Raw genomic sequence first — 24,377 nt, forward strand, 5'->3', positions numbered from 1 at the left:
AAGAATGTATAGTATAGATGAAACGCTTACATGATCAGGGTGACCGACATGCGTAGCATAAAAAGGAGCGACTTGACGATGAAACGACTTTTTGAGGTCAATGAGTGGAAAATTACAGAGCTTGGTTTTCATCCAGAAGATAATCGATTGGCAGAATCGATGACATCGATCGGAAACGGTCATATGGGAATGCGCGGGACGTTTGAAGAAGAATACACAGGGGACACGCATCAAGGCATGTATGTCGCAGGTGTTTACTATCCGGATAAGACACGTGTCGGCTGGTGGAAAAACGGTTATCCGGAGTATTTCGCGAAAGTACTCAATGCTGTCAACATCATGGGCTTGAAAGTATCTGTCAACGGAAAAGCTGTTGATTTGAATACGTGGGAAGTCATCGACTTCAAACGCGAACTTGATATGCAACACGGTGTGTTGACACGGACGATGCTATTGAAGAATGGGGTAGAGGAAACGAAAGTCGAATCCAAGCGTTTCTTCTCGATCGTCGATAAAGAAATCGCTGCCTTGCAATATACGGTGACACCTGTCAATTTTGAAGCAGAAATCGTCATTGAATCGTATCTCGATGCGGATGTTGAGAATGAAGACTCGAATTATGACGAGAAGTTCTGGCTTCCTGTCGAACACGGAATTGAAGAACGGTTCGGTTATGTCACATCAAAAACGAAAAAGCTCGATTGGCATGTAACGGCAGCGATGATCACGGATGTCGAAGGCGCACGGTGCGAAGTCGTCGATGGCAATACGCAGTACGTCGCGAATCGTTTCACGAAACAAGCCGCAGTCGGAGAAGGTGTCACAGTCGAAAAATTCGTCGCGCTCGTAACGAATCGCGATCATGAAATCGATGCGTTACTGGAGCAAGCGATGAAACGTGTTCATGTCGCATTCGAATCAGGCTTTGAATCATTGCTTGCGACACATGAATCAGCTTGGTTGCACCACTGGGAAGAAGCGGACGTGAAGATTGAAGGAGATGTCGAGGCACAGCAAGGGATTCGTTTCAACATCTTCCATATGTTCCAGACCTACACAGGTGAAGATTCACGCCTCAACATCGGACCAAAAGGATTCACGGGCGAGAAGTATGGTGGTGCGACGTATTGGGATACAGAAGCGTACTGCTTGAACTTCTACCTTGCGACGTCGAAACCGGAAGTGGCTTGGAATTTACTCAAGTATCGCCACAATCAATTACCGCAAGCAAAAGAAAATGCGGATAAGAATGTTGGGATGAAGGGTGCACTTTATCCGATGGTGACGATGAACGGAGAAGAGTGCCACAACGAGTGGGAAATCACACATGAAGAAATTCACCGGAACGGCGCAATTGCGCATGCGATTTATAATTACACGAACTACACGGGAGACACATCGTACCTCGGACAATACGGGTTTGAAGTGTTAGTCGAGATTTCTCGCTACTGGGCAAGCCGTGTCAATTACGTCGCGCATAAGGACGTCTACATGATTCTTGGCGTGACGGGACCGAACGAATACGAGAACAACGTCAACAACAACTGGTATACGAACCTGATTGCGGCATGGTGTCTCGAATATACGCAGACCGTCCACCGTCATTTGGCACAAGAAGAGCCAGAACGTCTGCAAGAACTTATGCATCAATTAGCGTTGACGGATGAGGAGCTGGAGAAGTGGGCAGATATCGACGCGAAGATGTATTATCCAAAAGATGAGGCAGCCCCTGGAATCTTCATGCAACAGGATGGCTTCATGGATAAGGAACAAATCTTGGTCGCTGACCTCGATCCAAAACATCTTCCGCTAAACCAGAATTGGTCATGGGACCGGATCCTTCGCTCTGTCTTCATTAAACAAGCAGATGTCTTACAAGGTCTTTACTTCTTGACGGATCGCTTCAGTGTAGAAGAGAAAAAAGCGAACTTCGATTTCTATGAACCACGCACGGTTCATGAATCGTCATTATCACCATGTATCTACTCAATCATTGCGGCGGAAGTCGGTTATGAGGAAAAAGCGGTCGAACTGTACCAACGCTCAGCACGACTTGACCTCGATAACTACAACAATGATACGGAAGACGGTTTACACATCACGTCGATGGTTGGATCATGGATGTCGATCGTCCACGGATTCGCTGGATTACGGGTGGCGAACGATACGTTATCCTTCAAGCCGATGTTGCCAAAAGGCTGGACGAGCTATACGTTCCGGATGCAATGGCGCGGTCATCATATCCATGTCCATGTACAGCCAAATGCCGTCGAAATCGCCCAAACAGAAGGCGAAGCATTCAGCTTAAACGTTCATGGAACAACTGTTGAAGTTCCGGCAGGAGGACAGATTACAGTTCCTGCTTCGATGACAGTATAAGAGAGAAAAAAGAACCGATTTTTGAGTCGGTTCTTTTTTTGTGTGTAACAAGAAGCAGGACACCTTTGTCACAAATGAAAACGCCATCATGAAAAAGAACATCAATCTTTGGAAATCTTGACTATCCGACGACATTTGAATGTGCTAAAGTGTTTCAAGATAGTTATGAATGAGAGGAGAACGGCGTGTGACAGCAGTAGTAAAGGAAAGTATGTTAAAAGTGATCGTGGCTTCGATTGGGGGATTCGTCATTGCCGTTGCCATGAACTGGTTTTTGATTCCGAGTGGTGTCTATTCGACTGGATTTACAGGACTTGCCCAAATCCTGACGCAAGTCCTTCAAAATACAGCATTTGCGTTTGGTGAGAACGTCTGGTTCTTGGCGTTGAACATCCCTTTGATCGTGCTCGCATGGATCATGTTAGGTCGGAGTTTTACAATCATTACGTTGGTTTCGGTCTTGGCAACGACGATTTTCATTGGTCTTATTCCTCAATATGCTGTCATACCAGGTGATCAAACACTGAATGCAGTGTTTGGAGGTGTTTTGCTTGCGATCGGTACCGGTATCACGATTAAGTTCGGTGCTTCGACGGGTGGGTTTGATATCGTCGCCCTCATCTTTGCTCGTTTCTCCGATCGCAGTGTCGGCTTGTATCTGTTCGTCTTGAATTTCTTGATCGCATTATTAGCAGGAGCGTTGTTCGGTTGGTCGACTGCTTTATACACGATCGTCTTCATCTACGTGACGTCTAAAGTCGTCGATGAGATTCATACGAGCAATCAGCGTCTAACGATTTTCATCGTCACGAATCATGCGGATGACATCACGACGGCTTTGCATCAGCACATCATTCGAGGCATCACGCAAATTCCTTCGATTGGTACGTATTCTCGAGCTGAAAAAGCGACGTTGATGATGGTCATCGAGCGTCATGAATTACGGGACATTGAACGGATTTGCCGGGAAGCGGACGAGACGGTCTTCATCAACGTCGTCGCGACAGACTCGGTTGTCGGATACTTCCGAAAAGGATAATGAAAAGAGGCTGACACAAAAGTCAGCCTCTACAAAGATAAGGGTGGCAGAATGATGATCTGCCATCCTTATCTCGTAACAAAAAGAATGACGCGTCACACGCCACTCCTACAGGAACAAGCGCATTTATGCGCTGTCAGAGACGAACAAGACCCGCTTTCCTGCTTCAACGAAGCAAGAAAACTGGCTTGTGTCTCGCCTGAGGAAAGGGCGTGAAAAGACGCGTCATTCTTTTTTTGAGTCAGCCTCTTTATCTGTTTTCATGCGAGCCCGAGGACGTGTCTCAAGTAATACGCGATCCCGTCATCCTCATTTCGCTTCGTCGTGCCGTTTGCCAGATGCTTCAGCGCGGGGATGGCATTACCCATCGCGACACCATGTCCAGCATACTCGATCATCTCTAAATCGTTTTCCTCATCACCGAAAGCAATGATTTGTTTAGAGTCAATTCCAAGGTGGTCGGCGATATGGGCAAGACCGACCGCTTTGCTTGTACCTTTTCGCATCACTTCGACCATGAATTCAGGCTTCACCCATTGACGATTGAGTACCGTCTCGGCATGGATACCAGATAGTTCGGAGCGGATCTCATCGACGTGTTCTCCTTTGGCATGAATCAAAAGAGATGTTGGTTCATGCATAAGCACCTTTCGTAAATCTCCGGTCGTGACGGATAAGGCATGGTCGGTATAGAATTCGTAAATGCCGACCGGGTCATATTGAAAATAGACATGATCCGTGACTTCGCAGACGATATTTTGTGTTTTCGTCTCAGCGACAGATTCTAAAATATGTTGAACAGTTTTTAATGGAATCGGATGATGCTGAACTTCAAAGTGGATGTCTTGTGGATGATGGACGAGACCACCGTTAAAATTAACAATCGGTGTCGTCAAACCGAGCTGTTCGTAATATTTTCTGGCGTGACGAAATGGTCGTCCGGTTGCAATGACGACTTCGTGACCGTTCGCACGTGCACGCTGGAGTGCAGCGATGTTCGCAGCGCTGATTGTCTTATCATCTTTTAAAAGGGTGCCGTCGAGATCGACAGCGATTAAGTGACGGGTCATGATGAAATCCTCCGCTTTCTTTTCGTTAATTCTACTGTAGCATATGAAGCGATTGTCCTTCGTATGAAACGATTAAGTTTTTCAAGGAAAAGAAAGCGCTTGAAAAAATTAGAGAAAAGCTGTTGCTTGGATTAAAAAATGGTATACTACAAATCGTAGGATAACTCTATAGTACGTTATGGAAACGGAGGGGAAATCATGCGTTTTCTCGTTACATTCTTTTGGTCATTCTTACTCGTGAACACGGCTGTGTTCATCGTATCGGCAGTTGATGCAGTAACGTATAGCTTCGGATTCGCGACAGCTATGTCTGTCGTCACTTCACTTGTCGTCTTCGCACTCGATGCCGTCAATGAAGATTTAGGTCTTGGTCAAGGGACTAAGGCAGAATAAGGAAAAGCGAGATGTCGTCACTTGGGCGATAGGCTCGCTTTTTGTCTTAAGGAGGAATGAACGATGATCGTCATCGAACAGGTTCTGTGGCAAGAGATGCCGCAAAATGTCTACATCGCAGGGAATCAGATCATCGGAATCGGTTCCTACACCATAGATGAAGCACTGATCACGCAACGGATTGATGGTCGCAACAAACGGCTAGTCCCCGGATTCATCGACGGACACTTACATCCGATTGGTGGAGGTGGAGAAGGTGGATTTGCCACGCGAACGGCTCCGTTGACTGTTCGTGACATATTCGAAGGCGGTGTCACGACGGTCGTTGGATTACTCGGAACGGATGGTTGGACACGAACAGGAATTGACCTACTGGCACACATACGGGGATATGCTGCATCTGGTATCCGTCCCTTTCTATTAAGCGGAAGTTATATGGTTCCGCCGGTCTTCCTGACGCAATCGACAGGACATGATATCGTCCTCATCAATGAAGTGATTGGCATCGGAGAGATTGCCATCAACGATCACCGATCGACACAACCGACAGCTCATGAACTCGCGCGATTAGCGTCAGAAGCCCGAATTGCCGGCATGGTCAAAGGCGTGTCGGGAACGATGAACGTCCATATCGGAGACGGGAAACAAGGGCTCGATCTATTACATGAAGTGATCGACACGACCGATCTACCGATTCAACAATTCCTTCCGACACATATCAATCGGAGTGAACGGATTTTTGAGGCAGGACTCGCCTGGGCGAAACGAGGAGGACGGATCGATTTAACGACGTGTACGACGGAAAGCTTCATTGCGGAAGGCGAGATTCCAGCAGGACAGGCTGTCGCCCGTGCTTTAGCAGCGGGAATTCCACTCGAGCAGATCACGATGTCGAGCGACGCTGGCGCAAGTCTTCCGGCATTTGATGAGGCAGGTCGATTAGTGCGAATTGATACAGGAAAACCCTCTTCCTTGATGCAAGCCGTACGCGATGCAGTGGAGCATGGTGTTACTTTTGATCAGGCAATCGCGATGATCACGCGACATGTCGCGGATGCATATGGTATACCGGGCGGGCGAATAGCGGTTGGAGAACGAGCGGATCTGTTACTGATTGATGACGCTTTGCAAATCGATACGATTCTTGCGAATGGTCATGCTATAATGGTTCAGAAAAAATGGCTAATACCAGAATGACGGAGGGATAGACGTGTCAAAGAAGTCGAAACGTAAAAACACGAAAAAACCGCAATCCAAGGCGAATTGGATTACAGCCGGAGTCATCGCCTTGATCGTATTGGTGGGAGGATTACTTCTCGTCTTCACGGATCGAGAAGATTCTGCATCGAAGAACGGCAACCTAACGGCTACACAAGTCGCAGATAAAGTAAAATCCGGTGATGAATTCTATACGTATTTCTATCAAACAGGTTGTTCTCACTGTGAAAAAGTAAAACCATATCTCGTCCCGCTTGGTGAAAAACAGGACATCCCATTCGAACAGATTGATCTTGCTGTCGAACAGTCGGCTTGGGACACGTTTGGCATCGAGGGTACACCGACGGTTGTTCATTTTAAGGATGGTAAGGAAGTCGGACGTGTAGCAGGAGAGCAAACGGAAGACAGCTATAAAGAGTTCTTCGCTGGAAAAGACGTAAAGGACTCAAAAGAAGAATCATCCGGTGATCTCAATGATTAAAAAATGGTTTTACTCTCGCGTGTTCGAATTAAATGGACACCCGCTTGTTGCCAAACAACTGAAACGTTTTGCGATGAGCCGTATCAGTCGTCCATTCATCCGTCCGTTCGTTCAGGCATACGATCTAAATATGACAGAAGCGACTCGGAATTTAGAAGCGTATTCGAGTTTACATGACGTTTTCATTCGTCATGTCAAACCGGAAATGCGACCGATTGATCAATCAGAAGGCGCATTCGTCAGTCCGTGTGACGGTGTGCTATCCGTCGTTGACGACTTGACGGCTGATAGCCGCTTTACTGTCAAAGGACAATCGTATACGGTATCTGAGTTACTCGGTTCCCATCACGAGGCACAGCAATACGTTGGTGGACGTGTGATGATCTTTTACTTAAGTCCGCAAAACTACCATCGTGTTCATGTGCCGATGGATGGAACAGTCCGGACGAGCTATACGCTCGGTCGCGATTCAGCACCAGTGAATGAGATCGGTCTCACACATGCGCTTCGTCCATTGACGCGGAACTACCGTCGTGTGACGCGCATCGTCCAAGGGAAACATGCGCTTGAACATGTCATGGTCGGCGCACTGAACGTTAACTCGATCGTTCGGACGAACGAGTCGAAGGACCTTCGTCGCGGGGATGAGTTTGGATACTTCTCATTCGGTTCGACGGTCGTCCTGATTTGTCCGAAAGACGCATTGACGTTAGACAGTCAGGCGATTGGACCAGTTTTAATGGGGCAGCGCCTCGGACAATGGCATTCATGAAAGCGAGGCGCCCGTTTTGGGCGTCTCCTTACGTTTAGGAGGAATGAATCATGCCGGCACTGGCATTAGCAGAAATCGGAAGTACACAGGTCCAAACGTATATCGCACTCATCATTTTTTTAGTGACCTATGGCTTCATCATCAGTGAAAAAGTAAGTCGGGCGATCGTCGCCTTGCTTGGAGCGCTCGCGATGGTCATCATCGGTATCGTGGATCTCGAGACCGCATTGTTTGAATATATTGAATGGGGAACGATCGTCTTATTGATCGGCATGATGATTCTCGTCACGATTGCCAATCAATCTGGCTTGTTCGAATACATTGCGATTCGTGCGGCGAAGACGACGAAAGGTGATCCAATCAAGGTATTGATTTTACTGTCCGCATTGACGGCACTTGGATCTGCATTCCTTGATAACGTCACGACGGTTCTATTGATCGTTCCGATCACATTTTCGATTACGAAGATACTTAAAATCGCGCCGTTTCCGTTCTTGCTCGCAGAAGTCCTATTTGCGAATATCGGTGGGACGGCGACCTTGATTGGGGATCCACCGAATATCATGATTGGTGCTGCGAATCCACACTTGACGTTCAATGCCTTTTTAGTGAATCTTGCACCAATTATCCTCGTCATCACGGTCGTAACGATCGGCATCCTGTATTTCATCTTCCGGAAGCAGTTGCATGTCGAAGCGGAAGATCGACAAAAACTGATGGAAATCGATGAGAAGAGTTATATCGTCAGTCGAAAATTGGTCACGCGAAGTAGTATCGTTCTCGTCAGTACGATTGCGCTGTTCGTGTTACATCCGGTGCTTGATCGAATCGGACTTCATCTCGAAGCACCAGCGATCGCGATCCTTGGAGCGACCGTTCTGATGCTGCTGACGATTGAAAACGATCATCAGTTAGAGGGAATCTTTGCCCGTATCGAGTGGACGACAATCTTTTTCTTCGCCGGATTGTTCGTGCTCGTCGGTGGGATTCAGGAAGCGGGCATCATCCGTTACCTCGCCGAAAAGACGATTGATCTGACAGGCGGTGATATTCAGACGACAGCAACTGCTGTGCTTTGGTTGTCTGGTATCGCCAGTGCGACGATCGATAACATCCCATTCGTTGCGACGATGATTCCACTCATCAACGATGTGGCTGCTGGAATTGGATTATCACCAGCAGATGCGAAAGTGGACGTGTTATGGTGGTCCCTCGCACTCGGTGCATGTCTCGGTGGTAACGGGACATTGATCGGTGCATCGGCGAACGTCATCGTCGCGGGTCTCGCAACACGACAAGGTGAAAAATTCACCTATATGCGCTTTTTGATTTACGGAGCACCGATCACGATCGTAACGTTGATTCTATCCCAACTCTATTTGTGGATTCGGTATTATTAAGAAAACGGAAGGTCCGCCTTCCGTTTTCTTTTGTGCGTCGCTCTTACTACCTGATTGTGCTATAATCGAACGATAAGAGCATAACTGTTTCTTAAACTTAACTATAGAGCTAGACCATTATCTGGAGGTTTTATTCTTGTTCAAACGACTTTATCCGAAACATTTCGTGGCTTCGATCTACGATATCGACCTTGAAATGCTCAAACGAAACGGTGTCAAAGCGATTTTGACCGATCTTGATAATACGCTCGTCGCATGGAATATCGCAGATGCTCCAGACGAATTGGTTGCTTGGCTGGATATGGTGAATAATCAATATGGTTTCGACGTCATCATCGTATCGAACAATAACGGAGACCGCGTCAAGAAGTTCGCGGATCCACTCGGATTGCATTATATTGCGCCAGCTCGAAAACCGCTTCCTATCGGGTTTAAACGGGCATTGACGGAATTCGGTTATCACGCGAAGGAAGTTGTCTTCTTAGGAGACCAACTCTTCACGGATGTACTCGGTGCAAACTCCGTTGGAATCGAAGTCATCCACGTTCAACCTGTCGTTAAGACGGACGGTGTCGTCACGAAATTCAATCGCCTGATGGAACGTGTCATTTTCCGCCGGATGAAACGCAAAGGAATCTATAAATTGACACAACGCGTCAAGGAAGATCCTTCTGCACTGGAGCATCCGATCGAAACACTTCGTCAGGATAAGCAACAATAACCCTGTCAGATCGGTAGATGAAAGGGAAGGCAGCAGTCGCAACATGTACGGCGAGAGGTCGGAAGTTACGCTCTTGGAGTAGCGAGCAGGGCGCTACGGTGAAAAGAGAAGGGATATCGTTCCCGCATGCGGCTCAACATAATATGATCGAAGAAATCCACTGCGCTGGCTGTGGTGTCGCCATTCAAACGGAAGACACAAAAGCACCAGGATACGCACCTAAATCTGCACTTGATCGTGAAATGGTCATTTGCCAACGTTGCTTTAAATTAAAGCACTACAATCAAATTCAAGATGTATCGTTATCGGACGATGATTTCGTTAAAATCTTAGACGGAATCGGTCAAAAAGATGCACTTGTCGTTAAAATCGTTGATATCTTCGATTTTAATGGAAGCTGGTTACCGGGATTACATCGGTTCGTCGGTAAAAACGACGTCTTACTCGTCGGGAACAAAGCCGATTTATTACCGAAGTCACTCAACCCGAACCGTCTCATGAACTGGATGCGTCAAGCATCGAAAGAACTTGGATTACGTCCAGTCGACGTTCATCTGATCAGTGCGAAAAAAGGGCACGGAGTCGATGAACTCGCTGAAAAAATCGATTATTATCGAAAAGGCCGCGACGTCTATGTCGTTGGTTGTACGAACGTCGGGAAATCGACGCTGATCAACCAAGTCATCAAACGCTTCGGTGAAGAAGATGAAGCCGTCATCACGGTCAGTCACTTCCCAGGAACGACACTAGACTTGATCGACATTCCACTCGACGATAACTGTAACCTGTATGATACACCGGGGATCATCAATCATCATCAGATGGCTCACTATGTTGATGCAAAGGACTTGAAGCTGATCACACCGAAAAAAGAGATCAAGCCACAAGTCTTCCAAATCCACCCGCAACAGACACTCTTCTTCGGAGGTCTTGCACGATTGGACTATATGGAAGGGAACAAGCGTTCATTCGTCATCTACATGTCGAACGAATTGAAAGTTCACCGGACGAAGCTTGAAAAGGCAGACGATTTATACGCGAACCACAACGGTGAGCTGTTGTCTCCGCCAAACGAAAAGACGCGTGAGATGCTACCGCCGCTTGTCCGTCATGAATTCAGCCTCCGCGACAACATGAAGACGGATATCGTCTTCAGTGGACTCGGGTGGGTTGCGGTTCACGGAAAAGGTGGACGTGTCGCTGCTTACGCCCCGAAAGGTGTCGCTGTATCCTTACGTGAGGCGCTCGTCTGATGCGCTTTGCCGTCATCGGTCATCCGATTGCCCATTCACTTTCACCTGAGCTGCATACAGCTTGGCTGGAAGCGGCTGGGCTTTTCGGCTGTTATGACCTCATCGATGTAACGGAGCAGCAATTGCCGCAAATCATTACGAAATTACGCACACATCAGCTAGACGGAATCAATGTGACGATTCCGCATAAAACAGCAATCATTCCGTATCTGGATCGGCTAGAGCCGGCAGCTCAAAAAGCAGGCGCCGTGAATACGGTATATCGGCAGGATGGGCAGTTGATTGGTGCGAATACAGATGGAATCGGATTCGTCCGCGCGTTGACAGAACGTCGTCCGTCATTTCAAAAGACGCTCGTTCTTGGTGCGGGCGGTGCGGCGCGAGGCATCATTGCTGCGTTGCCCGGAGATGTGACGATCACGAATCGTACAGAAGAACGCTCTAAGGCAGTTGCCGATGAATTCGGAGCAACCGTTCTACCATGGCAAGAAACATTTGATTTAACGAGTTACGACGTCATCATCAATACGACTTCTGTCGGGATGGCGCCACATATCGAGGCACGTCCGATCGAATTGACGGAGACGCACGCCTTGATTTGTGATATTATTTATCGACCGACGCCGACCCGTCTATTGCGTGAAGCGACCGAAAAAGGTCTCGACACACTTGACGGCGTCCCGATGTTCGTCTTACAAGCGGCTGAAGCATTTGAACGCTTCACCGGACAAGCACCTGACCTTGCACTTGGCGAGCAGGTGATACGAAAGCAATTGGAGGAATTTTAATCATGTTAACAGGTAAACAAAAACGTTTTTTACGCGCGACAGCTCACGACTTAAACCCGATTTTCCAAGTCGGTAAAAATGGAGTCGGAGAAGCGATGTGCGCTGATTTGATGGATGCGCTCGAAAAACGGGAACTCTTGAAAGTACAAGTATTGCAAAATTGTGCGGACGCACCGAAGGATGTCGCACAAGAACTCGTCGCAGGAACGAATGCTGAACTCGTTCAAGTCATCGGAAAAGTCATCGTTCTCTATAAAGAATCAAAAGAGAACAAGACGCTCGAATTGCCACGATGAAAATCGGACTGATGGGCGGAACGTTCGATCCTCCGCATATCGGTCATCTCCTGATTGCCGAACAAGCGCAGGAACAACTCGAACTCGATGCGGTCTGGTTCGTACCAGCGAATGTGCCACCGCATAAACAACGTACAGTCACAGACGCAACCAAGCGTTTACGCCTTGTAGAAGAAGCAATTGCATTGAATCCTGCTTTTTCCGTCTCAGCAATCGAGTTTGAGCGCGAAGAGCCTTCCTATACGTATGATACGATTCGTGCACTCAAGCATCGGTACCCGGAGCATGAGTTTCTGTTTCTCGTTGGAGCAGATTCACTCGTGAGTCTCGATACGTGGTATCAAGCCGAACGGTTATACGAGGAAGTCGTCTTTGGTGCCGTCGCTCGACCGGGCAGTCGGTATCTGATTCCGCGTGGTGCCCGTGTGAAAGCGGTCGATATGCCATTGCTAGAAATTTCTTCGACAGATATCCGGCAACGGGTCGCGCGCGGACGGAGCATTCGCTACCTTGTACCGGAAGCCGTTCGACAACGGATTGAGGAGTGGAATCTATATGCGCCTTGAAGAAGCACGTCAAATCATTGAGCGTACGTTGCCTGAGCGACGCTATGTGCACACATTAGGTGTCGTCGAGACAGCGCGACACTTGGCTCTTAAATATGGTGTTGACGAAGAAGAAGCAACACTTGCTGCTATGCTTCATGATTATGCGAAATACCGCGATACGAATGAGATGCGTTCGATTGCCGTTGAATTGAATCAACGTGTTTTACTCGATTATGATGACGAACTGCTTCATGCGCCAGTAGGTGCGGAGCTTGTCCGTCGAGAACTTGGTCTTGATTCAGATGTGATTTATCAGGCCATCGCAAATCACACGACGGGGGCACCCGGTATGCCGTTGCTCGATCAAATCATCTTCGTCGCGGATGCGATTGAACCAAATCGCAGTTATCCAGGTGTCGAAGCGCTTCGTGAAGTAGCGGAGCAGGATTTGACGGACGCTGTCATTGCAACACTCAGTCAGACGATTCATTTTTTATGTAAAAAACAAGCCATCATCTTTCCGCGTACGATTGAGACTTATAATGCCTTCGTCGCGGCCAAACGAAAGGGGACCGTCCTATGACAGTCGAACAAGAATTACAATTAATCGTAAATGCCATCGATGATAAACGCGCTGAAGATATCGTCGTCCTGAATATGTCGAGCATCTCACCAGTTGCCGACTACTTCGTCATCTGTGAAGGGAATTCAGAAAAACAAGTACAGGCAATCGCACGTGAACTCAAAGAAGTCGCGCACGAACATAACCTGCCGATCAAACGTCTCGAAGGATTCGATGCGGCACGTTGGGTGTTAGCGGATCTTGAAAACGTCGTCGTTCACGTCTTCCACCGTGACGATCGTGATTACTATAATCTCGAAAAACTCTGGGCAGATGCTCCAAAGGTTGAAGTCGAGGTCAACTAATGGCATACGAACAGTTCGCCTACATCTATGATGAATTGATGCAAGACGTCCCGTACGGTCAATGGGTCGACTGGGTCAAAGCATACGTTCCGACTGGCAGTACGATTGCTGATATCGGATGTGGAACGGGTACGGCGACGCTTGCATTAGCGGCACACTATGAGATGCTCGGAATCGATTTATCGGAAGAGATGCTCGAAGTCGCGCAGGAAAAAGCGATGGAAGAGGGATTACGCATTCAATTCTGGGCGCAAGACATGCGCGAAATCGAATTGCCGACACCTGTCGATGCCGTGACGATCCTATGCGACTCCTTGAACTATCTCCGGACGGAAGAGGATGTCAAACAGACGTTTACACATGTAGCAGCAATCCTCAAAGAGGGTGGACGTCTCTTATTTGATACACACTCTCCATACAAGATGGAAACGTTGTTCAATGGAAAGACATATGCGACACATGCGGAGCAAAGTTCGTATATCTGGTTCGCGGATCCTGGTGAAGCACCGCTTTCTGTCGTCCATGAACTGACTTTCTTCATCGAGGAAGAGGACGGTCGCTACGAGCGTGTCGATGAAACGCATCATCAGCGGACATATCCTCCAGCACAGTACGTGACGTGGTTACGCGACGCCGGATTCCGGGTTCTTGCGGTCACAGGCGATTTTGGACCGGATGCTCCTTCTGAGACAGCCGAGCGGATTTTCTTCGTTGCTGAAAAAATGTAAAAGTGATCTCATCCGTCTTCTTTAAGCGATACACGTTCGTGTTGCTTGAAGGAGACGGATTTTTTGTTCGTCAAACAGATGCTAATTCAAAGTTACGGTATGGATGATATGATCTTTATCCGACATAACACACCGTATCATGTTGTAAAAGAGTGGTTAGTGCGTATTCCTTCGTTTCCTGAAGTCCGTAGCGACCTGTTAGAGTCGTGGAAAAAGGAGGGATTCGTCTTGACCGTTCCACGTTTGCAACAAATCGCAGGTCTCGTCGTCGTCCTGCTACTCATCATTTTATTGTTCGTACCATTACCCTCTTGCTCGAATGAAGCGATGGTCGATCAACCGTCCTTAACGGATAAACAACAAGAGGCAAAAGCAGAGCCAGCAGAAAAGGAGACCTCGATTCGTGACAAACTCATCATGGTCGATGTGAAAGGGGCGGTAGAAGCACCTGGACCCTATCAATTCCATCTCGGTGATCGAGTGAAGGATGCAATCGAAAAAGCAAAGACGACTGAGAAAGCTGACATTCGACAAATGAATCTCGCGGCACGTCTCATTGATGGACAGGAAGTCATCGTGCCGGTAAAAAAGACGAAAGATCAGCCGAAACCAACGAAACGCTCAAAAGCAGAGATACCAAAAGGACTGATTGACCTCAATGCGGCAACGGCGGAACAGTTGATGGAGGTTCCGGGAATCGGTCCTGCCAAAGCAGAAGCGATCTTAGCCTATCGTGAGGAGAAGGGAGGATTTGCGACGTATGAATCACTCGGAGATGTGAAAGGGTTCGGGGAAAAGACGTTAGAATCGCTTAAATCCTACCTGATCGTCTACTGATGCCGCTTCATGCGCTGTTCGTTCTCTTACTCATTGTCGCCATTAAAGAATCGATCTGGTGGTTAGTGACGCTGATGCTATTTACTGTCATGAAGTCATGGTCTTTTTCAATCGGTCGTCTTTTCTTTTTGTTCATTCTGAGTTGTCTATTCATCGGAATGGGTCATCTGTCACCTGAACCGCACGACATCTCGTCTGTTGACATCTTATCAGGTAAGCGTAATGGGGATCGAATTCGCTATGATGCGGAGAGCAATGGTCAATCGGTTCTATTGACGGCAACGATTGCAGAAGGTGAGACAGGATACGAACGAATCGGTTACTCCTGTCACGTCAATACGGAACCGCTCGATGTCCGCCAACAATCGAATGCGGGAGGTTTTGACGAACTGCAATTCATGCATACGCATCGTTACGCTGGAAAGTGGGAAGTACGTTCGTTTGATTCCTGTCATCCGACACTTGGGTATGCGGCAGAAGGAAGACGGGTACGTGAAGCATGGTTGAAACGGATAGAAGACTTGTTACCACAAAAGCAAGCATTCTACGTCGAAGCACTTGTATTTGGTGAGGATCGATTAATGGATCAAGTGACGCTCGAACGGTTTAAGAAATTCGGCTTATTACATGCGATCGTCATTTCAGGATCACATATCGCTTTTTTAGTAGTTAGTCTGCTGTACGTCTTACGAAAAATCAGAATGACAAAAGAAAAACGACTTGATATCGTTCTGATCTTACTGCCGATTTACGGATGGTTGACGGAGTGGAGTCCTCCAGTCACGCGGGCTGTGCTCGTCGCTATCATTCTGTTGCTCGGTCGTCGTTTCCACAAACCGTTAGATCCGGTCGAGGTCATTGCGGGGGTCGCAGCTTTTCAATTAGCGATTCAACCAACTGTCATTTACGATATCGGATTTCAATTGACGGTCGGACTGACGCTGTTTCTTGTGCTGTCGAGACGACTCATGGGTTCGGTTCGTCGTCCTTGGAACTGGCTGCTTATCAGTGCTTGGGCACAGTTTGGAACACTCCTCTTTTTACAGGGTATTGAACAGACGACGGTTTCAATTTGGTCGCCATTCTTGAACTTATTGATTGGTGGCTGGATTGAATGGGTGATTCTGCCGGGATCGTTCATTCTTGCGACACTTCCGTTCTTACCGATTCGTTCAACGTTTCAGATCGCGCATCAGTATGCGATTCAATGGATGGATCAAGCGTTACGACTGGCGGAGGATCTACCGTTGGCGATGGTTGCCGTTCCGGCATTTTCTCCTATCGTCTTGACGATTGTCGTTGTCGGAACGGGAATCGCTTGGTTCATTGCTGAGCGGAGATGGTGGGGGCATGCTCTACCGTTGATCCTTTTACTTACGGCATGGGGCTACACGGAGTGGCACGCACCTGAACAGATCACTTTTTTAGATGTCGGGCAAGGCGATAGTATCGTGCTTGAGAAAGCAGGAGAGACATTCGTCGTGGATACCGGTGGCGTTTATCAACAAACGACGCATCCACTGCTTCGTCCGTTTGATCCAGGTAGTCATATCGTCGCGCCCTTTTTATTCACACGAGGAGAAGCAGAAATCGACGGTCTCATCGTGACGCATGCTGATCATGATCACGTCGGTGGACTTCTAGGATTACTGCGTCAAGTTCGCGTGAAAACCGTTTATTTAGGTGCGTATGACAACACGGATGAGAAGCGAAACGATTTGATTCGTTCGATCGAAGCAACTGGGACGCGTGTCGAGTTCGTTCAAAAGGGGCAAACGATTCGTCCTTGGTTACATGTACTTGCACCGACTGGACGAGAAGAAGAAGAGAACGATCGGTCTATTATATTACTTGCACAGATTGCCAAACAACGTGTTTTACTGACGGGTGACGCTGGCCTAGCAATCGAGGACGAATTAAGCGTTGGACCAATCGATATTCTAAAAGCAGGTCATCATGGTTCGAACACGTCGACCGGTGAAGAACTCTTGCAGAAGACGAATCCGAAGATTGTCATCTTGTCAGTCGGGCGAAAAAATCGATACGGGCATCCGCATCCGGACGTACTTGAGCGAATCGGGACAGATCGGATCGTCTTTCGAACGGATGAGGACGGGAGTGTAACTTGTTCTTCAGCGGGCTGTGAACCTATGATAAAATAAAAAAACAGCAACCCCCCAAGGTTGCTGTTTTACTGATTATAGACTTAAGAACTTAATTGCGACACCGATGATGAACAAGACTGCGAAGAAGCCGAATGATGCACCAAAACCAACGGCAGAGTCGAGCGCATCGTTGCGTTTTGATTGAATATCGTTCTCGAACGCGTTTTCACTTGGTGGGCGTACTGAATGTGCCATGCTGCATTCCCCCTTAATAGATTCCGCTTCTAGTATAGCGGAATAAAAGAGGATTATCTATGATGAAGTTAAGAACAAACTGTGAAATGTGGTGGGAATGATGAAAACTCCTTGGCTCGTCAACGGAAAATTAGCGAATTTATACTTATTATATGGAACAGAACGACACTTGTTAGAAGAATGGGAACGTGAAATCGTAAAAGCGGCTCTTCCGGACGGAGAACGCTTTGATTATATGAAAATCGATTTGAACGACCAACCGCTTGATGCGGTACTCGATGAAGCGGAGACGGTACCCTTTTTAAGCGACTACCGTGTCGTCGTTGCAAAACCTGCAACGTTTCTGACAGGAGCGAAAGATAAAAAACAACATAATCTCGAACGGTTAGCAGATTATATCCTACAACCGGCAGACTACGCGGTCGTTGTCTTGATCGTCGAAGCAGAAAAGCTCGATGAACGAAAAACCGTCGTCAAACGATTGAAGGAGCGCGCGACGGTACTAGAGGCAAAAAAACCGACGACCGAAGAGTTGTTCCGCTTCGTTCTGGATGCTGTCAACGACAAAGGATACCGGATGGAACGTCCAGCAATCGAGCGACTCATTTTCTTGACTGCTGAGATGTGGGGGACATTAGCCCATGAACTTGAGAAGTTGATGTTGTTTGCAGGGGACCGACCAACAATCGAAATCGAGGATGTCGATTTGCTTGTTCCGCGGACATTAGAGGACAACGTCTTTCAATTAACGGACTACTTGATGAAGCGTCAACTCGAACCAGCGATCCGCTTGATTCGCGACCTTGAAAAACAAGGACAGGAAGTGTTGGCTCTCCTTGGACTGATGGCACGCCAATACCGGATGATGCTGCTGTCGAAACGATTAGCAGAACAAGGATACGGAGAACGACAAATCGCATCAAAAGTCGGAGCGCATCCATATGCGATCAAATTGGCACTCCAGTCTGCCAAACGGTTTACGTTTGCGCAGCTCGAGCAAGCACTCATCGCCATCACGACGACAGATGAAGGTATGAAAACAGGACGCGGTGATAAGAAGATTCTATTCGATGCGTTGATTGTTCGCTTAGCGACGCTATAAGAGGAGGCAAACGATGATGGAAGTCCAGATCATTACAGCAGAAGAGGTCATCCCATTACGGCATGATGTGTTACGTCCACATCAACCACGTGAAGCATGTATCTACCCAGACGATGCGCTTGCATCGACGTTTCATCTCGGCGGGATAAAAGCACAACAAATCGTCGCAATCGGTAGTTTCTCGGAACAATCGCATGCACAAGCGCCAGGAGCGACGTATCAGCTTCGTGGTATGGCGTCGAGTGAAGACGTGCGTGGTGAAGGATATGGTCGTGCGCTGATCGAAGAAGTCCGTCGTCTATTGAAAGAACGACAAGTGACAGCATGGTGGTGTAACGCCCGCGTCACGGCACTTCCTTTTTATGAGCGCCTCGGACTGGAACGTGTTGGAGAACCGTTCCTCATTGAAGGGATCGGTCTTCACTATGTCATGATCGATCGTCTAGACGACAAGTAAGACAAGAAATGGCGGACGAAGGAATCGTTTTACACGAGTCCTTCGTCCGCCATTTTAGATCATATAAAAAATCGCCACTGGAGAACCCTCCTAGTGGCGACCCATCACCGTATTCTTCGGAAAGAATTAAAGTGCGTTTACGAGTTTAGCGAGACGTGATTTGTCACGACCAGCTTTGTTGCTGTGGATGAGACCTTTAGCAGCAGCTTTGTCGATTTTTTTAGAAGCTGTAGCGAAAGCAAGGACCGCTTGGTCTTTGTTACCTTCAGCTGCGAAAGTTTCGACTGCTTTAATCGCTGAACGCATTGCCGATTTACGTTGTACGTTAGCGACGCGGCGTTTTTCAGCTGTTTTAACGCGTTTGATTGCTGATTTAATGTTAGCCATGGATGATTCACCTCCAATAAAACTCATTCGAGATTTATATTCGCATATCTGCAGTTATCGTTCAACAGAACAAACACAATTGTAGCAAACGTTTTTCTTAAAAGCAATACGACGTCTAGGGAATCTTCACATTTTGTTTTTCGGGTAAAACAAAACGAGATAGTACAGTGAAGCGCTTTTTGGTATAATGAACCGTATGTACGTTTGAAAATAAGGTAAGGTGACTCTAAACATGACGAATGAAGACCGTTTAAAGCGGCAGAAGAGTATTCGTAACTTCTCGATCATTGCCCATATCGATCACGGGAAGTCGACACTCGCTGACCGAATTTTAGAAAAAACTGGCGCGTTGACATCGCGCGAAATGAAAGATCAGACACTTGATGCCATGGATCTCGAACGTGAGCGTGGCATCACGATTAAACTCAACGCTGTTCAATTGAAGTATACAGCAAAAGATGGGGAAGATTACATTCTTCACCTCATTGATACACCTGGACACGTCGACTTCACATATGAAGTCTCGCGTTCACTTGCAGCTTGTGAAGGGGCTGTCCTCGTCGTCGATGCGGCGCAAGGAATCGAAGCGCAGACGCTTGCGAACGTTTACTTAGCACTCGACAACGATCTCGAAATCCTTCCGATCATTAACAAAATCGATTTACCTTCTGCGGATGTCGAACGCGTCCGTCAAGAAATCGAAGATGTCATCGGACTCGATGCATCTGAAGCCGTTCCGACTTCTGCGAAGGCAGGGATCGGTATTGAAGAAATTCTCGAACAAATCGTCGAGAAAGTACCAGCGCCGACGGGTGATCCGTCTGCACCACTCGAAGCATTGATCTTTGACTCCTATTATGACGCTTACCGTGGTGTCGTAGCATCGATTCGAATCGTCAACGGAACAGTTAAAGTCGGCGATAAGATTCGGATGATGTCGACAGGTAAGGACTTTGAGGTTCTGGAACTTGCCGTTGCGACACCAAAACCATTACGTCAGCAAGAATTGACGGTCGGTGATGTTGGGACGTTGTCTGCTTCGATCAAAACGGTCGGCGACGTACGTGTCGGGGATACGATTACGCTTGCGAAACAGCCAGCTACTGAAGCACTGCCAGGATACCGTAAGATGAATCCGATGGTATACTGTGGACTCTATCCAATCGATGCTGCGAAATACAACGATTTACGAGAAGCGCTTGAAAAACTACAACTTAGTGACGCGGCGCTTGAGTTCGAACCAGAGACATCACAAGCACTCGGATTCGGATTCCGTTGTGGATTCCTCGGGATGCTCCACATGGAAATCATCCAGGAGCGGATCGAACGTGAATTCAACATCGATATGATCACGACGGCACCATCGGTTATCTATCACGTGACGACGACAGCGGGTGAAGTCTTGCACGTCGATAACCCATCGAAGATGCCGGATCAGCAAAAAGTCGAATTCATCGAAGAGCCGTTCGTTAAGGCTGCTGTCATGACACCAAATGACTACGTCGGTGCGATCATGGAGTTGTGCCAGAAGAAGCGCGGGACATTCGTTGACATGCAATATATCGATACGACACGTGTCAAAATCACGTATGAGTTACCGTTATCTGAGATCGTCTACGACTTCTTCGATCAGTTGAAATCGAGTACGAAAGGGTATGCGTCACTTGATTATGAATTGATCGGCTATCAACAGTCGCGTCTCGTCAAGATGGACATCCTGCTCAACAACGAGAACGTCGATGCGCTCAGCTTCATCGTTCACCGTGACTTTGCGTACGAACGCGGGAAAGTCATCGTTGATAAGTTGAAAGAATTGATTCCGCGGATGCAGTTCGAAGTCCCGATCCAGGCCGCTGTCGGAACGAAGATCGTTGCTCGTTCGACGATTAAGGCATTACGGAAGAACGTTCTCGCGAAATGTTACGGGGGAGATATTTCTCGGAAACGGAAGCTGCTCGAGAAGCAAAAAGAAGGTAAGAAACGCATGAAGATGGTAGGCTCAGTAGAGGTACCGCAAGAAGCCTTCATGTCCGTTCTATCCATGGACGAAGATTAAACAGGTGGGGGGCGCTTGCGTCCCCTTTTTGGTTTTTATAGAGAAAGGATGAGGCGAAATGGGAATACGCGCCGCATATGTCCACATCCCTTTTTGTGAACATATTTGTTATTACTGTGATTTCAATAAAGTCTTTTTAAAGAATCAGCCCGTCGATGAATACCTCGATGCGCTCGAACGCGAAATCGAACTGACGTTGAAACAATACCCGACGGATCATCTCGAGACGATCTTCATCGGTGGCGGAACACCAACCGCTTTAAATGAACCACAGATGCAACGGTTGATGGAAATCATCCAGAAACACTTGTTGCCCCTGACAGGCGATGATTTAGAGTATACAGTCGAGTCGAACCCGGACGGTGTATCAGAAGAGAAGCTCGATATCATGAAGGCGGGCGGTGTCAATCGCGTCAGTTTCGGTGTCCAATCGTTTGATGACGGTTTGCTCGAACGCATCGGTCGGACGCACCGGGAAGCGAAAGTCGCGCAGACGCTCGACGCAGCAGCGAAACGGTTTGATAACATCTCCGTCGACTTGATGTTCGGCTTACCGAATCAGACGCTCGATCAGGTCCGCTACGACGTCTCGCGGGCACTTCAATTACCGATCACGCATATCTCCTCCTATTCGTTGATCTTAGAACCGCACACGGTCTTTGCGATTCAAGAGCGAAAAGGAAAGTTACCGTTACCGACGCAAGATCTCGAGGCAGAAATGTATCAAGTGATGATCGATACGATCGAAGCAGGTGGATATGCGCAGTATGAGATCTCGAACTTCGCGCAAACAGGAAAAGAGAGTCGTCATAATCGCGTCTACTGGGAAAACGATGAGTACTACGGATTCGGTGCAGGATCACACAGCTACATCAATCAGACGCGTCGTGCGAACATCGCACCAATTCCGCACTATATCAAGGCGGAAGGGTTACCGGTTCGAAAAGAGACGCCGTTGACGAACGTCGAGCGGATGGAAGAAGAAATGTTCCTCGGACTTCGAATGAAGGATGGCGTATCACTCGAACGTTTCCAGACGAAATATGGAGTAGCGTTTAAAGATGTGTTTGGTGAAGTCATGAAACGTTTATTGCCAAACGGTCTCGTCGAACAGACGGAGACACATATCCGTTTAACGCCTGCTGGTATTCCGTTAGCAAACGAAGTCTTTGCGGAGTTCATCGGTGAAGCGCAGGTTCAATGAATCTTGAATAAATGAAAAGAAGCGGTGTTTCCTTAAAAAAGAGGAATACCGCTTCTTTTCATTTTTTGGATTTCCTTAAAAAATAGGCAGTCGTTCCGATGACCGCGATGAACAGCCAGACAAAGACTCCTGCCATTGCCAATAATTCAATCATCCGATTCATCCTTTCCGTTCTTTGTTTCACTGTATCGCAGAATGGGAAACTGTTCAAAGGGTCACGCAATTCGGTTGACATCGGACGGACAATTCCTTATAGTAAAAGATGTAATTAGCACTCGTTAAAAGTGAGTGCTAACAAAATAAGGTGGTGAAGAAGGTGCTGACGGATCGTCAATTGTTGATTTTACGTGCAATCGTCGATGATTACATCAAGACTGCTCAACCCGTCGGCTCACGGACGCTCTCCAAGCGAGACGACGTGACGTTCAGTTCCGCGACCATTCGCAACGAGATGGCGGACCTCGAAGAGATGGGGCTGATTGAAAAGCCACACACTTCCGCAGGACGGATTCCTTCCGAACTCGGATATCGTTTTTATGTCGACCATCTGATTCGTCCGGAAAGCATCACACCAAAAGAAGCGCAGGCATTGAAATCACTCTTTGCCCATTCCGTGAATGAGAATGATCGGTTGATTCGGCACACAGCAGACCTGTTGAGCGATTTAACCCATTACACGACGCTTGTACTTGGACCAAAAGAAGAAGGACAACGCTTGCATCATCTGGAATTGATTCCTCTTGCCGAAGGTCGTGTCGTCATCGTTCTCGTCACCGAGACGGGACATGTCGAACACAAGACCCTGCAATTGAATCAAGCGTTGTCCCAGGAAGCAGCGAGCCGACTGATGGAACGTCTGAATCAGACGTTACGCGGTACGCCGCTCTCAGCCTTGCGCAGTCGTCTGCTCGAGGAAATCCGTCGCTTCCGTTCAGAGCATTCTGAACAGACGGTGTTGCTTTCGAAGGCACTTGATCTCGTCTTGACGGATCAAGAGGAGCGACCGTTCATCTATCTGGGCGGGAAAGCCAACATGTTCGATCAGCCCGAATTTCAGGACGTCGCAAAACTACGACCTGTTCTCGAGTTGATCGAACAGCAAGAAGCCGTTCTCGACTTCCTACGACCGAATCTCGATAATCAAATCCTGATTACGATCGGGAGTGAGAACAATGTGGATGCATTAAAAGATTGTAGCGTCATCCGGGCCCATTATTCGGTCGACGGTGTCTCGATCGGGACACTTGCCTTGATCGGACCGAAACGGATGGATTACAACCGGGGAATCAACTCGATCATCCATCTACTTCAAGCATTCCAAACCGAATTGCATAAGAACAATTTGGATTGAATATAGAAAGGGGCTCGATTCAGAGTGGAAGAAAAAGAACAGAATCAAAACCTCCAACAAGAAGAAAACGTGACAGAGCCGACTGAAACCGTCGAAGTCACAGAAGAAGAAGTCATTCAAGCGGATCTCGTCGAAGACGAGAAACCAGACTTCGAAGCACAACTCGCAGAAGCAAAAGCTTCAGAATTACGCCTCCGTGCGGATTTTGAGAACTTCAAGCGTCGTAACCGTGTCGAAGCAGAGAATCGCGCGAAGTATTCTTCACAAGCCATCGTCGAAAAGCTGTTACCACTCGTCGATAACTTGGACCGTGCGCTCCAAATCGAGACGGAAAACGAGGAGACGAAATCCGTCTTGACGGGTGTTGAGATGGTGAAACGTCAACTCGTCGAAACGCTTCAAAATGAAGGCGTCGTCGAGATTCCAGCAGTCGGTGAAGCGTTCGATCCGAACTTACACCAAGCGGTCGTTCAAGAAGCGAGCGAAGAACACGAATCAGGTGTCGTCATCGCTGAATTCCAAAAAGGGTACAAATTGCACGATCGTGTGATTCGTCCGAGTATGGTTAAAGTAGCTGAGTAATCGGCTTGCACTTTATTATTCCAATCAT

Annotated in this window: 26 protein-coding genes; 23 read left to right on the plus strand and 3 right to left on the minus strand. The window is 47.7% G+C overall.

Annotated features, from left to right (window positions below; genetic code table 11):
- Positions 1-78 precede the first annotated feature (78 nt).
- Together KNQ08_RS00530 and KNQ08_RS00535 are read left to right on the plus strand one after the other, a co-directional pair.
- Entirely contained in the window at positions 79-2,379 is a 2,301-nt protein-coding gene (locus tag KNQ08_RS00530) for a glycoside hydrolase family 65 protein (protein ID WP_214804371.1), read from the plus strand.
- A 187-nt stretch (positions 2,380-2,566) separates the two neighbouring features.
- Positions 2,567-3,418 carry a YitT family protein gene (locus tag KNQ08_RS00535; protein WP_023467413.1) on the plus strand — a complete coding sequence of 284 codons (852 nt, stop codon included), beginning with the start codon at positions 2,567-2,569 and terminating at the stop codon, positions 3,416-3,418.
- 260 nt (positions 3,419-3,678) lie between these two features.
- On the opposite strand, the gene KNQ08_RS00540 is transcribed toward KNQ08_RS00535, so the two are convergent.
- A complete protein-coding gene (locus KNQ08_RS00540) occupies positions 3,679-4,488 on the minus strand; it encodes a Cof-type HAD-IIB family hydrolase (protein ID WP_214804373.1) in 810 nt (269 codons plus the stop codon).
- 198 nt (positions 4,489-4,686) lie between these two features.
- Between KNQ08_RS00540 and KNQ08_RS00545 the strand changes: the two genes are divergently transcribed.
- The 15 genes from KNQ08_RS00545 (at position 4,687) to KNQ08_RS00615 (ending at position 17,012) form a co-directional block, all read left to right on the plus strand.
- Positions 4,687-4,881 (plus strand): YjzD family protein, encoded by a 195-nt coding sequence (locus KNQ08_RS00545; RefSeq protein WP_023467415.1) that lies wholly within the window; start codon positions 4,687-4,689, stop codon positions 4,879-4,881.
- A 63-nt stretch (positions 4,882-4,944) separates the two neighbouring features.
- Positions 4,945-6,078 carry a beta-aspartyl-peptidase gene (gene iadA, locus KNQ08_RS00550; RefSeq protein ID WP_214804375.1) on the plus strand — a complete coding sequence of 378 codons (1,134 nt, stop codon included), beginning with the start codon at positions 4,945-4,947 and terminating at the stop codon, positions 6,076-6,078.
- 13 nt (positions 6,079-6,091) lie between these two features.
- Entirely contained in the window at positions 6,092-6,580 is a 489-nt protein-coding gene (locus KNQ08_RS00555; protein WP_050677692.1) for a thioredoxin family protein, read from the plus strand.
- Positions 6,573-7,352 carry a phosphatidylserine decarboxylase gene (locus KNQ08_RS00560; protein WP_214724403.1) on the plus strand — a complete coding sequence of 260 codons (780 nt, stop codon included), beginning with the start codon at positions 6,573-6,575 and terminating at the stop codon, positions 7,350-7,352. The genes KNQ08_RS00555 and KNQ08_RS00560 overlap by 8 nt, the downstream gene beginning before the upstream one ends.
- Before the next feature lie 50 nt (positions 7,353-7,402).
- Positions 7,403-8,752, plus strand: a complete 1,350-nt coding sequence (locus KNQ08_RS00565) for an ArsB/NhaD family transporter (RefSeq protein ID WP_195865607.1) — start codon at positions 7,403-7,405, stop codon at positions 8,750-8,752.
- A 136-nt stretch (positions 8,753-8,888) separates the two neighbouring features.
- Positions 8,889-9,473 carry a YqeG family HAD IIIA-type phosphatase gene (locus KNQ08_RS00570; protein WP_023467420.1) on the plus strand — a complete coding sequence of 195 codons (585 nt, stop codon included), beginning with the start codon at positions 8,889-8,891 and terminating at the stop codon, positions 9,471-9,473.
- 143 nt (positions 9,474-9,616) lie between these two features.
- A complete protein-coding gene (gene yqeH / locus KNQ08_RS00575; RefSeq protein WP_023467421.1) occupies positions 9,617-10,726 on the plus strand; it encodes a ribosome biogenesis GTPase YqeH in 1,110 nt (369 codons plus the stop codon).
- On the plus strand, positions 10,726-11,514 hold the full coding sequence (gene aroE / locus KNQ08_RS00580; protein WP_058265063.1) for a shikimate dehydrogenase: 789 nt from the start codon (positions 10,726-10,728) through the stop codon (positions 11,512-11,514). Before yqeH ends, aroE begins: the two co-directional genes overlap by 1 nt.
- Before the next feature lie 2 nt (positions 11,515-11,516).
- The gene (yhbY, locus tag KNQ08_RS00585; RefSeq protein WP_023467424.1) at positions 11,517-11,810 is read left to right on the plus strand and encodes a ribosome assembly RNA-binding protein YhbY; all 294 of its coding nucleotides are present in this window, start codon (positions 11,517-11,519) and stop codon (positions 11,808-11,810) included.
- Entirely contained in the window at positions 11,807-12,376 is a 570-nt protein-coding gene (nadD, locus tag KNQ08_RS00590; protein WP_058704797.1) for a nicotinate-nucleotide adenylyltransferase, read from the plus strand. The genes yhbY and nadD overlap by 4 nt, the downstream gene beginning before the upstream one ends.
- Positions 12,366-12,941, plus strand: coding sequence for a bis(5'-nucleosyl)-tetraphosphatase (symmetrical) YqeK (gene yqeK / locus KNQ08_RS00595; protein WP_023467426.1), 576 nt, complete (start codon positions 12,366-12,368; stop codon positions 12,939-12,941). Before nadD ends, yqeK begins: the two co-directional genes overlap by 11 nt.
- Complete coding sequence (rsfS, locus tag KNQ08_RS00600) at positions 12,938-13,285, plus strand: ribosome silencing factor (RefSeq protein WP_023467427.1); 348 nt, start codon at positions 12,938-12,940, stop codon at positions 13,283-13,285. Before yqeK ends, rsfS begins: the two co-directional genes overlap by 4 nt.
- The gene (locus KNQ08_RS00605) at positions 13,285-14,013 is read left to right on the plus strand and encodes a class I SAM-dependent DNA methyltransferase (RefSeq protein WP_214804377.1); all 729 of its coding nucleotides are present in this window, start codon (positions 13,285-13,287) and stop codon (positions 14,011-14,013) included. Before rsfS ends, KNQ08_RS00605 begins: the two co-directional genes overlap by 1 nt.
- A 228-nt stretch (positions 14,014-14,241) precedes the next feature.
- Positions 14,242-14,850, plus strand: a complete 609-nt coding sequence (locus KNQ08_RS00610) for a helix-hairpin-helix domain-containing protein (protein WP_214804379.1) — start codon at positions 14,242-14,244, stop codon at positions 14,848-14,850.
- Positions 14,850-17,012: a DNA internalization-related competence protein ComEC/Rec2 gene (locus KNQ08_RS00615; RefSeq protein ID WP_214804381.1), complete on the plus strand. Its 2,163-nt coding sequence runs from the start codon at positions 14,850-14,852 to the stop codon at positions 17,010-17,012. The genes KNQ08_RS00610 and KNQ08_RS00615 overlap by 1 nt, the downstream gene beginning before the upstream one ends.
- A gap of 36 nt (positions 17,013-17,048) precedes the next feature.
- On the opposite strand, the gene KNQ08_RS00620 is transcribed toward KNQ08_RS00615, so the two are convergent.
- The gene (locus tag KNQ08_RS00620; protein WP_023467431.1) at positions 17,049-17,210 is read right to left on the minus strand and encodes a YqzM family protein; all 162 of its coding nucleotides are present in this window, start codon (positions 17,208-17,210) and stop codon (positions 17,049-17,051) included.
- A gap of 97 nt (positions 17,211-17,307) precedes the next feature.
- On the opposite strand from KNQ08_RS00620, the gene holA reads away from it, so the two are divergent.
- The gene (gene holA, locus KNQ08_RS00625; protein WP_231681748.1) at positions 17,308-18,312 is read left to right on the plus strand and encodes a DNA polymerase III subunit delta; all 1,005 of its coding nucleotides are present in this window, start codon (positions 17,308-17,310) and stop codon (positions 18,310-18,312) included.
- Positions 18,313-18,325: 13 nt separating this feature from the next.
- Entirely contained in the window at positions 18,326-18,769 is a 444-nt protein-coding gene (locus KNQ08_RS00630) for a GNAT family N-acetyltransferase (RefSeq protein WP_251133591.1), read from the plus strand.
- A gap of 126 nt (positions 18,770-18,895) precedes the next feature.
- Here the strand turns inward: KNQ08_RS00630 and rpsT are convergent, their stop codons facing one another.
- Positions 18,896-19,156, minus strand: coding sequence for a 30S ribosomal protein S20 (gene rpsT / locus KNQ08_RS00635; protein WP_023467434.1), 261 nt, complete (start codon positions 19,154-19,156; stop codon positions 18,896-18,898).
- Positions 19,157-19,388: 232 nt separating this feature from the next.
- Between rpsT and lepA the strand changes: the two genes are divergently transcribed.
- The 4 genes from lepA to grpE all read left to right on the plus strand — a co-directional run bounded on the left by lepA (position 19,389) and on the right by grpE (position 24,349).
- On the plus strand, positions 19,389-21,212 hold the full coding sequence (gene lepA, locus KNQ08_RS00640) for a translation elongation factor 4 (protein WP_023467435.1): 1,824 nt from the start codon (positions 19,389-19,391) through the stop codon (positions 21,210-21,212).
- Between the two features lie 58 nt (positions 21,213-21,270).
- Positions 21,271-22,416, plus strand: a complete 1,146-nt coding sequence (gene hemW, locus KNQ08_RS00645) for a radical SAM family heme chaperone HemW (protein ID WP_064300342.1) — start codon at positions 21,271-21,273, stop codon at positions 22,414-22,416.
- A gap of 316 nt (positions 22,417-22,732) precedes the next feature.
- A complete protein-coding gene (gene hrcA / locus KNQ08_RS00650; protein ID WP_023467439.1) occupies positions 22,733-23,767 on the plus strand; it encodes a heat-inducible transcriptional repressor HrcA in 1,035 nt (344 codons plus the stop codon).
- A gap of 24 nt (positions 23,768-23,791) precedes the next feature.
- Positions 23,792-24,349 (plus strand): nucleotide exchange factor GrpE, encoded by a 558-nt coding sequence (gene grpE, locus KNQ08_RS00655; protein WP_023467440.1) that lies wholly within the window; start codon positions 23,792-23,794, stop codon positions 24,347-24,349.
- The last annotated feature ends 28 nt before the right edge of the window (positions 24,350-24,377 follow it).

This window comes from Exiguobacterium sp. s46 (assembly GCF_018618875.1).
Taxonomy (GTDB): Bacteria; Bacillota; Bacilli; order Exiguobacteriales; family Exiguobacteriaceae; genus Exiguobacterium_A; species Exiguobacterium_A abrahamii.

Bases quoted from the DNA above. Each gene is read 5' to 3' on its own strand.
- KNQ08_RS00605 (WP_214804377.1), top strand. From the start codon at position 13,285: ATGGCATACGAACAGTTCGCCTACATCTATGATGAATTGATGCAAGAC.
- KNQ08_RS00530 (WP_214804371.1), top strand. From the start codon at position 79: ATGAAACGACTTTTTGAGGTCAATGAGTGGAAAATTACAGAGCTTGGT.
- holA (WP_231681748.1), top strand. From the start codon at position 17,308: ATGATGAAAACTCCTTGGCTCGTCAACGGAAAATTAGCGAATTTATAC.
- rpsT (WP_023467434.1), bottom strand. From the start codon at position 19,156: ATGGCTAACATTAAATCAGCAATCAAACGCGTTAAAACAGCTGAAAAA.
- yhbY (WP_023467424.1), top strand. From the start codon at position 11,517: ATGTTAACAGGTAAACAAAAACGTTTTTTACGCGCGACAGCTCACGAC.
- yqeK (WP_023467426.1), top strand. From the start codon at position 12,366: ATGCGCCTTGAAGAAGCACGTCAAATCATTGAGCGTACGTTGCCTGAG.
- nadD (WP_058704797.1), top strand. From the start codon at position 11,807: ATGAAAATCGGACTGATGGGCGGAACGTTCGATCCTCCGCATATCGGT.
- KNQ08_RS00620 (WP_023467431.1), bottom strand. From the start codon at position 17,210: ATGGCACATTCAGTACGCCCACCAAGTGAAAACGCGTTCGAGAACGAT.
- KNQ08_RS00565 (WP_195865607.1), top strand. From the start codon at position 7,403: ATGCCGGCACTGGCATTAGCAGAAATCGGAAGTACACAGGTCCAAACG.
- iadA (WP_214804375.1), top strand. From the start codon at position 4,945: ATGATCGTCATCGAACAGGTTCTGTGGCAAGAGATGCCGCAAAATGTC.
- aroE (WP_058265063.1), top strand. From the start codon at position 10,726: ATGCGCTTTGCCGTCATCGGTCATCCGATTGCCCATTCACTTTCACCT.
- yqeH (WP_023467421.1), top strand. From the start codon at position 9,617: ATGATCGAAGAAATCCACTGCGCTGGCTGTGGTGTCGCCATTCAAACG.
- rsfS (WP_023467427.1), top strand. From the start codon at position 12,938: ATGACAGTCGAACAAGAATTACAATTAATCGTAAATGCCATCGATGAT.
- KNQ08_RS00540 (WP_214804373.1), bottom strand. From the start codon at position 4,488: ATGACCCGTCACTTAATCGCTGTCGATCTCGACGGCACCCTTTTAAAA.
- KNQ08_RS00545 (WP_023467415.1), top strand. From the start codon at position 4,687: ATGCGTTTTCTCGTTACATTCTTTTGGTCATTCTTACTCGTGAACACG.
- hemW (WP_064300342.1), top strand. From the start codon at position 21,271: ATGGGAATACGCGCCGCATATGTCCACATCCCTTTTTGTGAACATATT.
- KNQ08_RS00560 (WP_214724403.1), top strand. From the start codon at position 6,573: ATGATTAAAAAATGGTTTTACTCTCGCGTGTTCGAATTAAATGGACAC.
- KNQ08_RS00630 (WP_251133591.1), top strand. From the start codon at position 18,326: ATGATGGAAGTCCAGATCATTACAGCAGAAGAGGTCATCCCATTACGG.
- KNQ08_RS00615 (WP_214804381.1), top strand. From the start codon at position 14,850: ATGCCGCTTCATGCGCTGTTCGTTCTCTTACTCATTGTCGCCATTAAA.
- lepA (WP_023467435.1), top strand. From the start codon at position 19,389: ATGACGAATGAAGACCGTTTAAAGCGGCAGAAGAGTATTCGTAACTTC.